We start from the raw sequence: 15,299 nt of genomic DNA on the forward strand, positions 1-15,299 counted from the left end.
AACGCTTACCTTTCGCAAGTCCTTGCAGGGCAAGGGGCTTCGTAATCTTGCCCTGGCATTGACCCCTATTTAAAATAGGCTTATCATTAATCGTCTTTTAACGATTAATGAAAGTGAGACGTCAATATGAACTCAACTTGCTCGACATCTGGTGGCTGTTCTCTGCCCATCGAACACGGTGATGCTAAAGCAGAAAAGCAAATGGCCGCACTGGCGAAAGCACTCGCTCACCCAGCAAGAATACGTATATTGAGTATCCTTTCCACGTTAGAAAAATCGGGCGGCTGCTTGAACAGTGATCTGGTGAGTGAATTGGGTTTAGCTCAATCAACGGTATCAGAGCACTTAAGAATATTGAAAGCCTCAGGTTTTATTACGGCTGAGTCGATTCCGCCGAAGATGTGTTACCGCATCGACCGCGACAATATTCAACGCTTCGAATCGATATTTAACAGCATTTTAAAATAGAAGTTCACGCTTGAATGATCGGCTTTGATAGCCTTTACTTTTAAGCGTGTTTTTTTGCCACAACCAATCGTTTTTCGACGATTTACGATATCAACTAAGAGAGATTATCATGAAACCAAAGTTAGGTTTTCTAGATCGCTACTTAACACTGTGGATTTTTATTGCCATGGGCCTTGGTGTACTACTCGGCACCCTATTCCCACAGATCGAACAGTGGAACGATTCAATGTCTGTTGGCACCACTAACATTCCGCTTGCGGTTGGCCTTATCTTAATGATGTACCCACCTCTGGCTAAGGTTAACTACAACCTGCTAGGCACTGTGGTAAAAGATAAGAAAGCCATTAAGCTCTCTTTGATCATGAACTGGATCGTTGGTCCAATTCTGATGTTTGTATTGGCACTAACTTTCTTGGGAGACCACCCAGGTTACATGGTTGGGGTGATTCTGATTGGTCTTGCTCGTTGTGTGGCGATGGTTCTGGTTTGGAACGACATCGGCGGCGGTAACAAAGAGTACGGCGCGGCATTGGTTGCTCTAAACAGTGCATTCCAAGTGGTGAGCTACAGCTTTATGGCGTGGTTGTTCATCAGCGTTCTTCCACCAGTATTTGGTTACGAAGGCATGTTGGTTGATATCTCGATGATCGACATTGCACACAGTGTACTTATCTACCTAGGTATCCCATTCCTAGCGGGCTTCCTAAGCCGTAAGATCCTTGTGTCGATGAAAGGCGAGCAGTGGTACAACGACGTATTTATTCCACGCATCTCTCCAATCACACTGATTGCACTACTGGCGACTATCGTTCTGATGTTCAGCCTGAAAGGTGAAATGATTGTTGAACTGCCAATGGACGTTCTATTAATTGCGGTTCCACTGACTATCTACTTCACTGCGATGTTCTTCATCAGTTTCTTCATCGGTAAAAAGATGGGCATCGAGTACGACAAGAACGCATCAATTGCATTTACAGCAACAGGTAACAACTTCGAGCTAGCGATTGCCGTGGCTATCTCAGTATTCGGTATCAACTCAGACCAAGCGTTTGCAGGCGTTATCGGTCCACTGATTGAAGTCCCTGTGCTGATTTACCTTGTGAACGTGGCGCTTAAGATGAAAGACAAGTACTACAACGGTCAGACGGTTAAACCTAGCGTATAGCATCTACGTCTACACCTAGAACTAGAACTAGAACTAGAACTAGAACTAACAAAAAGCAGCATCACTTTGAACAGAAAGGCTCACACGTTAAACGGTGAGCCTTTTCTTTATTCAGTTTCGTCTAATAGGCCTTTCAATGCTTGTTCAAGCCAAAGTAATGCAGGACCTTTTGAGCGTGTTTTAGACAGAACAAGATCAACCGGAGGCGACCAAGTTTTATGGTCAAATGACACATTCACCTCTACCAAGCGCTGTTTAATAAGCTCTTCTTCAACAAGGTGTTTCGGTAAGTATGCCCAACCGATATCGCTACCAAGAATCATCTCTTTAATGACGATAAAGCTGTTTGACCACCATACCTTTCCGGCAATCAGCGGAAACTGATCCATCACCTTACCTTTGTCTCCCCTCAACATTAACTGACGATGCGGGAGTAAGTCAGAGAGTTTCGCCACACCTGTTTTTGCGAGCGCATGACTTGGATGACACACAGCAATAAACGGTAAGTGACCGATAAAGCAAGGCTCAGAACCGACATCAAAAGCCAAGTTAGTAAACATTAATCCAATGTCGGCCCTCTCTTCGATAATTAACGGATTGACCTCTGTCGTGGTACACGCAACCAGTTCCACTTCAGTCGCAGGGAATTGTTGACTGAACTGACTAAGGATCTTAGATAGATTCGGGACCAATAGTGAATCATCTAATGCAATTTTGATGAGCCCCTCTTCACCACTGCCCATCGCACTAACCGTCACATTCAGATCTTCAACCTGAAGCACGATCGCTTTCACCTGTTTAAATAACTGCTCGCCCGCTTTGGTTAGTGAAGGCTTTCGAGTCGAACGATCAAAAAGCTCAACATTAAAATCTATTTCAAGATTACTGATGCCTTGGCTCACCGCCGACTGCACCTTCCCCAAATGACGAGCACTGGCAGAAAATGACCCTAATTCAACGGCATACACAAACATTTTCAGTTGTTCAATGTTGTACATTCGGTGTCTCCCAAAACTTACTATCACTATATGTGATGCTAACTATCTTTATATTATCACTTAAGTAGATATTATTTAGCCAAGTCATTAGCCCATCGGCGGCTATTTAATCGTAAAGAGAGTTAGAAAAATGTCACATAAAGAACGCATGTTGCACATGGTGCTATTTGAATTGGTTGCTTTGGTTTTGATGACAGGGCTTGCAACCTATATTACAGGAAACGGCGCAGGTGAAATGGCAGGCTTAGCGCTCGCAATATCATTGATAGCGATGGCTTGGAACTACGTTTACAACTATGGCTACGACAAAATTTACGGAGCAGACCGAAGCAAAAGAACCACGAAAACACGTATCCTGCACGGATTAGGTTTTGAGCTTGGCTTAATGACAGTGACTCTACCTGTCTTGATGTGGGTTCTACAACTCGACTTCCTAACCGTACTGATCATGGACATCGGCCTAGTTATTTTCTTCGTACTTTACGCGATTGCGTTCAACTGGGCGTATGACTCGGTTCGATATCAATTGGTTGCGAAAGGAAAAGTGGCAGCTCTGGTTTAGAGCGGTAAGTTCGTCTCGTATAACAAGAACATACACCCAAATGAAAACTGCCAAACTACAACATAGTTGGCAGTTTATTCATTTATGCATATAAGCTCATTTGTTAACTCCCTTGTTACATAGCAAAAACATCACACAGCCCTCCCTAATTAAGTCTAATAATCCGCCACTCACGAAGTAGTATCACAAATCCAAACATAAACTCCTCGTACCAGTTGCGCATTCATTTACATATAAGTAGTTTGAGCGACTTCGCAACCTATCAATTCGAGCAATGACGTTCATGCGAGCATCTTTTCCGAGCAAAAGTGTTCGGATTAACATTTCAAGTGACTTTAATTAACAATTTTATGCTCAAACGCTCACTTTTGATGTTCGTTTATTTTCGAGTTCGCAAATATATGCACAATACACGTGCTAGATAAGCAAAACTAAAAAGGACTCGAACATGACAACAAACAAACACCCTTCTTTATTTGGGCAATGCTTGGCTGAATTTATCGGCACAGGATTACTCATATTCTTTGGCGTTGGCTGTGTGGCCGCTCTGGTATTAACTGGTGCGACATTCGGACAATGGGAAATCAGCATCATCTGGGGCTTCGGTGTTGCGATTGCAATTTACTGTACTGCCGGCGTTTCAGGCGCACACATCAACCCAGCCGTAACGATTGCACTGGCCATGTTCCATGGCTTCGATAAAGCGAAAGTGGTGCCTTACATCATTTCGCAACTGCTTGGCGCTTTCTGCTCTGCAGCATTGGTTTACAGCCTGTATAGCAACCTATTTACTGACTACGAAATCGCACATAACTTCGTTCGTAGCAGCCAAGACGCACTATCAACTGCTGGTATCTTCTCGACTTACCCACATGCTTCACTTTCTTTCTTCGGCGCTTTTGCTGTGGAATTCGTGATTACTGCAGTGTTGATGTTTGCCATTTTAGCGTTAGGTGATGAGAACAACGGCGCATCTCGCGGTGCAATGAACCCTCTACTGATCGGTATTCTTATCGCGGTTATCGGTGGTTCTTTAGGTCCACTGACTGGCTTTGCAATGAACCCTGCTCGTGACTTCGGACCAAAACTGTTCGCTTACTTTGCAGGTTGGGATTTCGCACTAAGCGGTGCTCGTGATATTCCTTACTTCATCGTTCCAATTCTTGCTCCAATTGCTGGTGCGTGTTTTGGTGGTTGGTTGTACCCTCGTGTTATCGGTGCTTACCTACCAGTAGAAGGCCAAGGCTGCACAATTCCAAACCAATGTGAAACAGAAGAAGAAGCTGAACAAGCTCAAGCTTAATCCCTAAGCGACCTTACATTTACTAAAATATAAATAACGAAAGAAAAAGGATTCTTACCATGACCGAGCAAAAATACATTGTTGCCCTAGACCAAGGCACCACAAGTTCTCGCGCTGTAATCCTCGATCACGATGCAAACATCGTTAGTTCTTCTCAACGAGAATTCACTCAGATTTACCCGAAAGCGGGTTGGGTTGAGCATGATCCAATGGAAATCTGGGCAACTCAAAGCTCTACATTGGTTGAAGCACTTGCTAAAGCAGGTATTCGCAGCGACGAGCTAGCGGGTATTGGTATCACTAACCAACGTGAAACCACCATTGTTTGGAACAAAGAAACTGGCAAACCGGTTTACAACGCAATCGTATGGCAATGTCGTCGTACTGCAGAAATTTGTGAAGAACTTAAAGAACGTGGCCTAGAAGACTACGTACGTGACAATACAGGCTTAGTCCTTGACCCGTATTTCTCAGGTACAAAAGTAAAATGGATTCTAGACAACGTTGAAGGCGCTCGCGAAGACGCTGAAGCTGGCAAACTATTGTTCGGTACCGTTGATACTTGGTTGGTTTGGAAAATGACTCAAGGACGTGTTCACGTTACGGATTACACTAACGCGTCACGTACTATGTTGTTCAACATCAACGACCTATGCTGGGACAGCAAGCTACTAGACGAGATGGGTATTCCAGCATCAATGATGCCTGAAGTGAAGCGTTCTTCTGAAGTTTACGGTCAAACGAACCTTGGTGGTAAAGGCGGTACTCGTATTCCAATCGCGGGTATTGCGGGTGACCAACAAGCTGCACTTTACGGTCAAATGTGTGTAGAAGCAGGCCAAGCTAAGAACACTTACGGCACAGGTTGTTTCCTTCTAATGAACACAGGCCAAGAGAAAGTAACATCAAAGAACGGCCTATTAACGACATTAGCATGTGGTCCTACAGGCGAACCAGCTTATGCACTGGAAGGTGCAGTATTCATGGGCGGCGCATCTATCCAATGGTTACGTGATGAAATGAAGCTACTGGCTGGCGCAGAAGACTCTGAGTACTTCGCAACCAAAGTAGATTCTTCAAACGGCGTTTACGTAGTCCCTGCGTTTACTGGTTTAGGCGCACCATACTGGGATGCTTACGCTCGCGGTACGATTGTTGGCCTGACTCGTGGTGTTAACTCTAACCACATCATCCGTGCAACCTTGGAAGGTATTGCTTACCAAACGCGTGACGTACTAGACGCGATGCAAGCGGACTCTGGCATCAAGCTAGCAAACCTACGTGTTGATGGCGGCGCAGTAGCGAACAACTTCCTAATGCAATTCCAATCAGACGTGCTTGATACTGAGGTTCACCGCCCTGAAGTAACGGAAGTAACGGCTCTTGGTGCCGCTTACCTTGCTGGCCTAGCGGTTGGTTTCTGGGACAGCATTGACGAGCTTCAAGACAAAGCCGTTCTTAACCGCACCTTCATGCCGCACCACGACGAAGAGAAACGTAACCGCCGTTACAAAGGCTGGAAGCGTGCAATCAAGTGTGCACAGGTTTGGTCTGAACTGCACGATGACGACGAAGAGTAATACTGAGTATTCAGCTCATCGTTAATCATTAATCGTTGACCTAGGAACTCGAGCAGCCTCATCGATTAGATTGCTCGAACCTCAGCAAACGAAACTAAAAAGAGCACTATTTTGTGCTCTTTTTTGCGTTTCAGGCTCAAATTCCACTTTTTGACCAGCGTTTTTGCGGTTTAGACATGATTCCTTACCATCATTACTTCTCTCTTTTCATCAATTCGAGCACAATAGCGTGAGTTTATATTTTCGATTTTGACGCGCTAGAGCCCTTTGCGCGCAGGGAGTGGTAAGTTAAGTGAAGCAGATACCAAGACACCAGCAGATTGTAGATCTGGTAAAAACACAAGGATATGTGAGCACCGAAGAGCTCGTTGAAAAGTTCGATGTCAGCCCACAAACCATCAGACGAGACCTCAATGAGCTGGCTGATAGCAACAAAATCCGTCGTTATCACGGTGGTGCAACCATTCCTCTTAGCTCAGAAAACACCTCTTACAACACGCGTAAAGCGCTTAACTTCAATGAAAAAGATGTGATTGCCGATGAGCTGGTTAAACACATTCCAGATGGTGCAACCTTGTTCGTTGATATCGGCACTACACCAGAATCCGTGGCACGCGCGCTGAACAAAAACCACAAACAACTCAGAGTCGTGACTAACAACATCAACGTTGCCAGTATCCTGCTACCAAACCCAGAGATAAAGGTTATCTTGGCAGGTGGCGAAGTGAGAAACCGCGATGGCGGTATTGTTGGCGAAGCGACACTCGACTTTGTAAAGCAGTTCCGCCTCGATTTCGGCATCTTAGGCATCAGCGGCATCGACTTTGATGGCTCACTGCTCGATTTTGATTACCACGAAGTTCGTGTAAAACAAGCCATCATCGAAAACAGTCGCAGCATCTTCTTAGCCATCGACCACAGTAAGTTTGGTCGTAACGCGATGGTTAAGCTCGGCAATATCTCTCAGGCCCACATGGTGTTTACTAATAAGCAGCCACCGGAAGAGATTCTCAACATCCTTAAAGATTCGGCAATACCATTAGAAGTGATCGATACCGCTCGTCCTATGAGCGAATAACTAAACATAAGAGCTCAGTGACGCCACTTTCTTAAATGAATCACCATTCTTTATAGAAAAGTTAATAAAGTAAAACTTGCTCGCTGTCACTGTCGCTTCTATGCTCGAATTAGTCTTATTTGAACCTCTGCTTTCATAAGCAGAGGTTTTTTTATGCCCAAATCACATAAAACGCGCATAAACGAAAATAATAAATGACCGCAAACGAAAGTTCATATAGGATTCAATTATGTTCTAAAATGCTCGTTCGCTCAGAAAGAGGTCAAAACCATGAGTGCTCAACAAACTAATTCAAACAATAGTACATCTTCAACTCTAGACTTAATCGTTATTGGCGGCGGCATCAATGGTGCGGGTATCGCGGCAGACGCTGCTGGTCGTGGTCTAAACGTTGGTTTATACGAAGCAAATGATTTCGCGTCTGCGACGTCTTCTGCTAGCTCAAAGCTTATCCACGGTGGCCTACGCTACCTTGAACATTACGAATTTCGTTTGGTTTCGGAAGCACTCGCTGAACGTGAAGTCTTGTTAAGAAAAGCGCCTCACGTTGCTCAGCCAATGCGTTTCCGTTTACCTCATCGACCATTTTTACGCCCAGCTTGGATGATTCGCTGTGGCCTATTCCTTTACGATAACTTGGGTAAGCGCACCACTCTTCCTGGAAGTAAGACAGTCAACCTAGCAAAATCAGGGCTACTGAAACCAGAAATGAAGACAGGCTTCGAATACTCAGATTGCTGGGTTGATGATGCTCGTATGGTATTGCTCAACGTGTTGGCAGCAAAAGAAAACAACGCAGAAGTACGTAACTACTGCCGTGTTGAAAAAGCGCACCGCGAAGGCGACATTTGGCATGTAACGATTCTTGATGTGATGACAAACCAACGTTTCGAGCGCAAAGCGAAAGCATTGGTCAACGCAGCTGGCCCTTGGGTGAAACAGTTCTTTGATGATGGTTTAGAGCAAACCTCACCACGTAATATTCGCCTAATCAAAGGATCACACATTGTGGTGCCGCGTGTTCATGACGAACCACAAGCGTACATTCTACAAAACAAAGATAACCGCATAGTGTTCATGATCCCTTACCTAGATAAGTTCTCGATCATCGGCACAACCGACCTTGAATACAAAGGCGATCCTCGCGAAGTGGCTATCGACGATGTAGAAGTTGATTACTTAATTGATATCGTTAACCAGCATTTTGTTAAGCAACTAGAGCGTGACGATGTGGTCTGGACATACAGTGGCGTAAGACCGCTTTGTGACGATGAATCTGACTCACCACAAGCTATCACTCGTGACTACACACTGGAGCTGGATGCAGAAATGGATCAAGCACCACTGCTATCTATCTTTGGTGGCAAGTTAACGACTTATCGTAAACTCGGTGAAGCGGCACTGAACAAGCTAGAACCTTACCTGAAACACATGGGCGCACCTTGGACAGCTAACGACACACTACCGGGTGGTAACTTCAGCTGCAGCCGCGAACAGCTTGCAGCAATGATGCACACTAAATACCCTTGGGCACCAGAAGCACTGCTACTTCGTTACGTGACCCAATTTGGTACTTACACATGGGACCTGCTTGAAGGCGCTACATGTGAGGCGGACCTTGGCATCCAGTTCTCAAGCGAAGCACACGGTGTTTACCAAGCTGAGATTGATTACTTGATCAACCAAGAGATGGCAATGACAGACGAAGACATCTTATGGCGCAGAACCAAACTTGGCTTATACATGAGCGAATCTGAGCAACAAGCATTGTCTGATTACTTAAAAGAGAAGCTACAACGTAAAGTGGTAAGCTTTTCTCAAGTAAGCTAATCCATCAGCCAACAAGCACAGTTCAACAACCTGATTAATAAACAAGCTTAGCGTCCCCCGCGCTAAGCTTTTTTTATTATTTGCCTCCACTATTTGCGTTCAACTCCTTGCACTTCAGTAGTTGTCACTCGACCAAATCGCCCTTTTACCCTCTTCTATTTTCAACAAAAGCTAAATAGTGTTTTATCAAATGGGTTAATTATCAACTTGATAAAAGGTTGCTATTCTTTATCTCAACAAAACAATTCATTCAAAACGCTCACGATGTCAGCGCTTTAATAAGGAATCTATTCCATGCAAAAAGTCATTCTGATCACAGGCTCTACCGATGGTATCGGCTTCGAAACAGCAAAAGCACTCGTTCAGCAAGGTCACCACGTTTTATTGCATGGACGTAACCCAAGCAAACTTAAAGACGTTGAGCAGCAACTTATCGCTCTCTCTACGCAAGCGAAGATCCAAAGCTACGTGGCAGACTTGTCTATTCTGGCAGATGTTGATGCGTTGGCTGACAAAGTAATTGCTGAGCGCGATAAGATTGATGTACTGATTAACAACGCAGGTGTGTTCAACACTCCGAACCCAATCACTAAAGACGGTTTAGATGTTCGTTTTGTTGTGAATACCATTTCACCATACCATCTGACTAAACGTCTGCTACCTGTACTAGATGCATCTAGCCGAGTGGTGAACCTGTCTTCAGCCGCGCAAGCAGCAGTGAACATCGAAGCGCTAGAAGGTAAGAAACCAATGTCTGATGGTGACGCTTACGCACAAAGCAAGCTTGCGATCACTATGTGGACTCGTGAGATGGCAAAAGAGTTAGGCTCTACGGGGCCAATGGTGGTTGCTGTCAACCCAGCTTCGTTACTAGGCAGCAAGATGGTGAAAGACGCTTATGGCATTGCAGGCGGCGACCTAAGCATCGGTTCTGATATTCTGGTTCGCGCATCATTGTCTGATGAGTTCGCACAAGCAGGCGGTCAATACTTTGATAACGACAACAACACGTTTGCTAACCCGCACCCAGATGCGATTTACGGCGATAAGTCACAACAAGTTGTCGCTAAAATTGAAGAGATCATCAAAGCAACGCTTTCTTAATGACAGCTATGCTCAAGTGATTTTCTGATTCCAAGAAAAAGCCCTACGTGACTAACGCATAACTTAGTCACGTAGGGCTTTTTCGTTAAATCTATCTGATTCTACTTTTGTTCCCAATACGGTGGATTACCATAATATTCAGAGAAGTAGTCAATGAAGGCTCTCACCTTTGGTGCAAGTAACCTTGTGCTTGGGTACACAGCCCAAATTGCAGGCTCTGATGTTAATGGGTAATCTTCTAATATTTGAACCAGCTGACCGCTTTTCAGTTGTTCATAGGCACACCAATTCGATGTCACCGTGATCCCCATACCACCTGAGGCTGCGTCACGCAGTGCTTCCCCGTTATCTGCCCTGAACGACCCAGATGCCTTAATCGTCTTAGGCCCGCTTTCAGTATTGAAGGTCCAGTTTTCTAAACCAATTAAGCTAATACATTGATGATCGTTAAGATCTCGAGGTTTGGCTGGCTTACCATATTTGATTAAGTAATCAGGCGATGCACACACAATACGCTTGTCTGTCGCAAGTTTTCGGGCAATCAGTGTCGAGTCTTTCAGCTCCGAGATACGAATCGCGATATCAAAGCCACCCTCAACAACATCCACCATCGAATCTGATAGCCTGAGATCGACTTTTAACCCAGAGTAGCGCTCTAAGAATCCAGGTAAGGCAGGAACAAGATGCAAACGTCCAAAAGACGCAGATGCGGTAACTCGCAACGTTCCGGTTGGAGAATCACAACCCACACCGACCGCCGATTTGGCAGCATCCACGCTCGATAACACTTCTTCAGCATGAGGTAAGAATGCTTCCCCCTCTTCGGTTAAAGAGACCTTACGAGTGGTTCGGTGGACCAAGCGAACGCCTAAATTGTCTTCCAGTTTACTGATGTGCGAGCTTGCAACAGCAGGAGACAAACCAAGCTCTTGCCCAGCCATGCTGATGTTATGTGTGGAAGCTAAACGAACAAACAATTTGAGGTGTTCAATATTCATGAGATTACCAATAAAATCTTAAAAATCGTGTACCAGTAACCCTCATTATGCGTCATTCACATAACAACACAACGTATTAACTTAGTTGAATTGTGAAGATGTTATTGTGCCAAAACGAAAAAAACTCCCGAAGGAGTTTTTTTGTCTAAGTCTGCAATTCGCCATTTAGCTAATCAGCAAAATTACTAGCTCACTAGCCAGTTAAACGTGCATGCAGTGCATCTTTCAGTACAGAACGATCATGTTTCAGTTGGTGCATCGAGCCGTCATCAATGGGTGAATCTTTCAGCTCAAGCTTACGAATCTCTTTATCAAGGTTGTCGTACGTCTTCATGTCTGCTGCAAAGCCATCGTCAGTTTTAACAAGCTCAGCAATTTTATCTTTCATTTCAGGAAATTCGTGAACAAGAGAATGATTTTCACCTAGCATAGAAACCTCTTAAGTTGAGTAAAGTGATTGGTATTACGCATTCATTATTAACCTTAGCAAGGGAGTCAAATAACAAATGAGATCCAGTACACAGCATAGAATATAGACAATTCAGATTCACAAATTTACAACATCCACCAAGAAAATGGCTTTGCTGATTTTGAATTGTCTCAGTAACGGAAGTAGGTTTATGGCGATTATCCCGCCTCGAAAACAATACTTCTTTCGATTTTTACTTAGCCTGCAAGTATCGTTTTTAACTAAACGCTACCAAGCAAACGTCTGAATAACACTGTCTTTAGCCATTGGGTTTGATGCTATCGCATGGTTCACCTTAGCCAAAAATTGCTCTCTTGAATCAAGCAGGAAACCTTTCTGAGTCACGATGTTATTACCATGGTCGCCCCAATAGAAAGTATCGATATTGAGGTTTTCGAGTAAGTATTTTTCCTCTTCTAAGATCTGAAGTTGAGTCGGCATGATGAACGTACCGTCATTAACTTGCTGCTCCAAAATCGTTCCTGGTTGTATTGCTAACGCCATTGGCGCTATCTGCTCAGGTTTCATGATATTCAGCAACCTTGTTGTCTCGACAATGTGCTCGCGGGAACGCTCACGACCGCCGAGTCCAAAAATAAACGACAATAGAGTTTCGATACCTGCCTCTTTTGCCAGTGCCATGCCCTCAATCGCTTGTTCTGGTGTCATGCGCTTTTTGATGTTGTCGAGTACAACCGCATCGCCTGACTCCAACCCCGCATAAGCCATAGTGAGACCGGCACTTTTAAGCTCTTTAAGTTCGCTCAAGCTTTTACGACGGAAATCGTTCAAACCACTATAGAGCGATACTTTTCTGCTTTCTGGAAAGGTATGACGAAGCTTATCCAAAATCTTAAGGAGATAATCCGTGGCGGGCGGCCATCACGTTGCCATCGATAAGGAAAATCGATTCAACGTAAGGATAAATCAGGCGAGCTTCTTCGATATCTTTAAACACATCCTCAATATCACAAACCTTGAATCGTTTATCGCTGAACATATTACAGAACGTGCACGTGTTGATACTGCAACCTAAAGTGGTTTGAATCAGAATGCTCTTCGCCTCTGTCCATGGACGATATACTTTTCCCTCGTAATTCATATTGGTTTCTCCGGTCTATAAGCACGAGAGCGTGCTTTAATAAAACAGAGTTTATCAACACCAGTATTCATTGATAATTCGCGATATAGTCGAATCATTTTTTAGATTTTGTATAAAATAAAAGCCTTGTGACAACACAAGGCTTTGTAGGGGTAACTCTCTACCGGAGCTGCTGAAAATGTGTTTCCACAAAAGAAGATTAGCTGCTGCACCCTTGGGTATGAACTCGATTCATGTCGTCACCGACTTGTGCTTCTTGAGACCCCGTCGATTGGCATCCTGCCACGAATAACAGCGTTACAGATAAGATAAGCCATTTCATAATAAATCCTCTTTCGGTCATGACTAAAGCATAGTGCTTAAAAGCGCGGATACCTCAGTCATTAACTAAAACCTTACCTACCGATAAGGCCTTGGTTAATGAACAAAGCATCGCTTCTTTAACTAACGACCTGCTTTTGTACAAAAAACTTTCACTTCAACGAATGAAAATCGTACAAGAGCGAAAATAGGACAGCTATGGAACTAAGAATAAGAACTAGAAGTTAGTCACTCGTCGCCAAACGTACAGCCGCTTCTGCATGAATGGCTGTGGTATCAAACAAGGGAACATCAGTGTGTTGCTGCTGAATCAGGAGGGCGATTTCAGTACAGCCCAGAATAACGGCTTCTGCACCTTGTTGGCCTAGCTTCTCAATGATTTGACGGTATACATCTCGAGATTCTTCTTTTACTTGGCCTCGACACAGCTCTTGATAAATGATGTTGTGGACTTTCTCTCGGTCACTCTCATCAGGAATCACCACATCGATACCGAATTTGTTAGTCAGACGGCCTTTATAGAAATCTTGTTCCATGGTGAAAGCGGTACCGAGTAATCCGACTTTCTTCACGCCTTGTTCCAGCAGCTTCTGCGCCGTGGTATCAGCGATGTGCAAGATAGGGATCGTGATCTTCTCTTCAATCTCAGGAACGACCTTATGCATGGTATTGGTACAGATCAGGATGAAGTCAGCGCCGCCCTTCTCTACCGATAAAGCTGCATCCGATAAGATGTCAGCCGTCTCAGCCCAGCGACCTTGATGTTGAAGCTTTTCTATCTCATCGAAGTTCACGCTGTACATACAAACCTTTGCAGAATTGAGCCCACCAAGGCTCGCTTTAACGCCCTCGTTGATGGACTTGTAGTAACTCACTGTCGACTCCCAACTCATACCGCCGAGCAAACCGATCGTTTTCATTTTTCTATTCCTTTAATTTCTGACTATCCCGATTAAACCGTCACACATTGAAAATTTATAGTACGTTCTTGCTTAAAGCGAGCCCATAACACCTTATTCCTTTCAAACGATTGCTTTCAAACCGTTCATTCCCAAACCTCCGCTCACAAAAAAGCTCGAATTAAAAATCCAAGCCTTTGTGGTTTTGGCCAAGGGTAAACGTGGCGTTAGTACACCTCACACCAATCTGATTTCATGTCGATCAGTGTCCAATCCTCTCTGGAATTCGCCTCATCTAGCGCTTTATCAAGCTTGCCAACGTGAGACTCACGATCGTACTGCCACTCGCGCTCAGCGTCAGTGTGATGAACAATCATCGCCATTGAGTTGGGTTGGCTCGTTGCCCACTGCATCATCGCTTGATCACCGTCTGAGTTACCCACCGCAAGAATAGGTTTCTTACCTATAATATGTTGAATATTGGTGACCTTTCCTGCTTTGTCATCGATGGTCAAAATCGACGAGTCTTTGGTCACCATTGGTTTGCCATCGTTGTAGCTGTAGTTGTATTTAAGCGCACTACCGATGATTTGCTCTGTAGGAATGTTGTAAGCTTGTGGAGCCCACGCCCTCATGAAATCAACGCCTCCGCCCGACACAATATAAGTCTTAAAGTCATGCTCTTGCAGGTAAGTCAGCATCTCTTTCATTGGCTGGTAAGTAAGGTCTGTGTAGGCTTTGTTGAAGCGTTTATCTTTTGCTACCGTCAACCATTGCTCAACGTCTTGCTGGTATTGTTCAACAGTCATACCAGAATGTGTCGCCATGATGATTTTCAATAACCCTTCTTCACCGCTGCCCAAAACGCTCTCAATATCATCTTCAAGCACAAACTTAAACGGTGCTTCTGTTTTCCATTCAGGGTGCTCTGGCGCCATCTCTTTTACACGATCTAGCACAAAGGCTAATTGGAAGTAGTACGGCTTTTCCGACCAAAGCGTACCATCGTTATCAAATACGGCAATGCGATCTTCAATTGCCACAAACGTATCAGATTCAGCTTGGGTGGCTTGCCCAACAAAATCGACAATCGCGGATTTGCTCTCGCTGTCCTTCCAAGAAGGCAGTAATGTAGGGTCACAATCTTTAGCAAAAGATGAGAAAGAGAGGCTAGATAAAATCGCAACGGACAAAAGGGTTATTTTCTTCATAGCACTACCATGTTGTTGAATTAATTACCGGGTTTAATGTAATTCATCCTAGTTGGTCTACTCTGATTTTCCACTTATGAACACTATAACCAATGCTCATGTTGGTATTAGATTAGTACCACAGCTAAGCTGGCTGAGGGTGCTCTGCGATGTATTTATCGAGAACTTAAAAGGAGACAAACAAAAAAGCAGAACTTCAATTCCTCAAAGT

The 15,299-nt window shown here is 44.3% G+C and carries 14 protein-coding genes and 1 pseudogene; 8 read left to right on the forward strand and 7 right to left on the reverse strand.

Annotated elements, in window-relative coordinates; genetic code table 11:
• The first annotated feature begins 126 nt into the window (after window positions 1-126).
• Together AB6E78_RS14920 and arsB are read left to right on the forward strand one after the other, a co-directional pair.
• A complete protein-coding gene (locus AB6E78_RS14920) occupies window positions 127-468 on the forward strand; it encodes a helix-turn-helix transcriptional regulator (protein ID WP_017064015.1) in 342 nt (113 codons plus the stop codon).
• A gap of 109 nt (window positions 469-577) precedes the next feature.
• Complete coding sequence (arsB, locus tag AB6E78_RS14925) at window positions 578-1,633, forward strand: ACR3 family arsenite efflux transporter (protein WP_102320692.1); 1,056 nt, start codon at window positions 578-580, stop codon at window positions 1,631-1,633.
• Window positions 1,634-1,740: 107 nt separating this feature from the next.
• On the opposite strand, the gene AB6E78_RS14930 is transcribed toward arsB, so the two are convergent.
• Window positions 1,741-2,631, reverse strand: coding sequence for a LysR family transcriptional regulator (locus AB6E78_RS14930; RefSeq protein ID WP_017066099.1), 891 nt, complete (start codon window positions 2,629-2,631; stop codon window positions 1,741-1,743).
• A 130-nt stretch (window positions 2,632-2,761) separates the two neighbouring features.
• Between AB6E78_RS14930 and AB6E78_RS14935 the strand changes: the two genes are divergently transcribed.
• The 6 genes from AB6E78_RS14935 to AB6E78_RS14960 all read left to right on the forward strand — a co-directional run bounded on the left by AB6E78_RS14935 (window position 2,762) and on the right by AB6E78_RS14960 (window position 10,088).
• The gene (locus AB6E78_RS14935; protein WP_372133893.1) at window positions 2,762-3,193 is read left to right on the forward strand and encodes a PACE efflux transporter; all 432 of its coding nucleotides are present in this window, start codon (window positions 2,762-2,764) and stop codon (window positions 3,191-3,193) included.
• A gap of 448 nt (window positions 3,194-3,641) precedes the next feature.
• Window positions 3,642-4,496 (forward strand): MIP/aquaporin family protein, encoded by an 855-nt coding sequence (locus tag AB6E78_RS14940; RefSeq protein ID WP_004732234.1) that lies wholly within the window; start codon window positions 3,642-3,644, stop codon window positions 4,494-4,496.
• Between the two features lie 59 nt (window positions 4,497-4,555).
• Window positions 4,556-6,076 (forward strand): glycerol kinase GlpK, encoded by a 1,521-nt coding sequence (glpK, locus tag AB6E78_RS14945; protein ID WP_372133892.1) that lies wholly within the window; start codon window positions 4,556-4,558, stop codon window positions 6,074-6,076.
• A gap of 292 nt (window positions 6,077-6,368) precedes the next feature.
• The gene (locus AB6E78_RS14950) at window positions 6,369-7,154 is read left to right on the forward strand and encodes a DeoR/GlpR family transcriptional regulator (RefSeq protein WP_372133891.1); all 786 of its coding nucleotides are present in this window, start codon (window positions 6,369-6,371) and stop codon (window positions 7,152-7,154) included.
• Window positions 7,155-7,424: 270 nt separating this feature from the next.
• Complete coding sequence (gene glpD, locus AB6E78_RS14955; RefSeq protein ID WP_372133890.1) at window positions 7,425-8,984, forward strand: glycerol-3-phosphate dehydrogenase; 1,560 nt, start codon at window positions 7,425-7,427, stop codon at window positions 8,982-8,984.
• 294 nt (window positions 8,985-9,278) lie between these two features.
• Window positions 9,279-10,088: an SDR family NAD(P)-dependent oxidoreductase gene (locus tag AB6E78_RS14960; RefSeq protein WP_372133889.1), complete on the forward strand. Its 810-nt coding sequence runs from the start codon at window positions 9,279-9,281 to the stop codon at window positions 10,086-10,088.
• A gap of 101 nt (window positions 10,089-10,189) precedes the next feature.
• On the opposite strand, the gene AB6E78_RS14965 is transcribed toward AB6E78_RS14960, so the two are convergent.
• The 6 genes and pseudogenes from AB6E78_RS14965 to AB6E78_RS14990 form a co-directional block, all read right to left on the reverse strand.
• On the reverse strand, window positions 10,190-11,086 hold the full coding sequence (locus tag AB6E78_RS14965) for a LysR family transcriptional regulator (RefSeq protein ID WP_102320698.1): 897 nt from the start codon (window positions 11,084-11,086) through the stop codon (window positions 10,190-10,192).
• Window positions 11,087-11,279: 193 nt separating this feature from the next.
• The gene (locus AB6E78_RS14970) at window positions 11,280-11,516 is read right to left on the reverse strand and encodes a YdcH family protein (RefSeq protein ID WP_017067743.1); all 237 of its coding nucleotides are present in this window, start codon (window positions 11,514-11,516) and stop codon (window positions 11,280-11,282) included.
• Window positions 11,517-11,783: 267 nt separating this feature from the next.
• A pseudogene (locus AB6E78_RS14975) lies at window positions 11,784-12,657 on the reverse strand (radical SAM protein).
• A 199-nt stretch (window positions 12,658-12,856) separates the two neighbouring features.
• The gene (locus tag AB6E78_RS14980; protein WP_258182976.1) at window positions 12,857-12,979 is read right to left on the reverse strand and encodes a hypothetical protein; all 123 of its coding nucleotides are present in this window, start codon (window positions 12,977-12,979) and stop codon (window positions 12,857-12,859) included.
• 223 nt (window positions 12,980-13,202) lie between these two features.
• Window positions 13,203-13,898: an aspartate/glutamate racemase family protein gene (locus tag AB6E78_RS14985; RefSeq protein ID WP_372133888.1), complete on the reverse strand. Its 696-nt coding sequence runs from the start codon at window positions 13,896-13,898 to the stop codon at window positions 13,203-13,205.
• A 206-nt stretch (window positions 13,899-14,104) separates the two neighbouring features.
• A complete protein-coding gene (locus AB6E78_RS14990; RefSeq protein ID WP_372133887.1) occupies window positions 14,105-15,088 on the reverse strand; it encodes an HAD family hydrolase in 984 nt (327 codons plus the stop codon).
• Window positions 15,089-15,299 lie beyond the last annotated feature (211 nt).

The organism is Vibrio sp. 10N.247.310.98 (assembly GCF_041467395.1).
Classification (GTDB): Bacteria; Pseudomonadota; Gammaproteobacteria; order Enterobacterales; family Vibrionaceae; genus Vibrio; species Vibrio crassostreae_C.

Excerpts from the sequence above, each read along its gene's own strand:
- AB6E78_RS14940 (WP_004732234.1), top strand. The coding sequence starts at position 3,642 with ATGACAACAAACAAACACCCTTCTTTATTTGGGCAATGCTTGGCTGAA.
- glpK (WP_372133892.1), top strand. The coding sequence starts at position 4,556 with ATGACCGAGCAAAAATACATTGTTGCCCTAGACCAAGGCACCACAAGT.
- glpD (WP_372133890.1), top strand. The coding sequence starts at position 7,425 with ATGAGTGCTCAACAAACTAATTCAAACAATAGTACATCTTCAACTCTA.
- AB6E78_RS14935 (WP_372133893.1), top strand. The coding sequence starts at position 2,762 with ATGTCACATAAAGAACGCATGTTGCACATGGTGCTATTTGAATTGGTT.
- AB6E78_RS14990 (WP_372133887.1), bottom strand. The coding sequence starts at position 15,088 with ATGAAGAAAATAACCCTTTTGTCCGTTGCGATTTTATCTAGCCTCTCT.
- arsB (WP_102320692.1), top strand. The coding sequence starts at position 578 with ATGAAACCAAAGTTAGGTTTTCTAGATCGCTACTTAACACTGTGGATT.
- AB6E78_RS14985 (WP_372133888.1), bottom strand. The coding sequence starts at position 13,898 with ATGAAAACGATCGGTTTGCTCGGCGGTATGAGTTGGGAGTCGACAGTG.
- AB6E78_RS14980 (WP_258182976.1), bottom strand. The coding sequence starts at position 12,979 with ATGAAATGGCTTATCTTATCTGTAACGCTGTTATTCGTGGCAGGATGC.
- AB6E78_RS14920 (WP_017064015.1), top strand. The coding sequence starts at position 127 with ATGAACTCAACTTGCTCGACATCTGGTGGCTGTTCTCTGCCCATCGAA.
- AB6E78_RS14960 (WP_372133889.1), top strand. The coding sequence starts at position 9,279 with ATGCAAAAAGTCATTCTGATCACAGGCTCTACCGATGGTATCGGCTTC.
- AB6E78_RS14965 (WP_102320698.1), bottom strand. The coding sequence starts at position 11,086 with ATGAATATTGAACACCTCAAATTGTTTGTTCGTTTAGCTTCCACACAT.
- AB6E78_RS14970 (WP_017067743.1), bottom strand. The coding sequence starts at position 11,516 with ATGCTAGGTGAAAATCATTCTCTTGTTCACGAATTTCCTGAAATGAAA.
- AB6E78_RS14930 (WP_017066099.1), bottom strand. The coding sequence starts at position 2,631 with ATGTACAACATTGAACAACTGAAAATGTTTGTGTATGCCGTTGAATTA.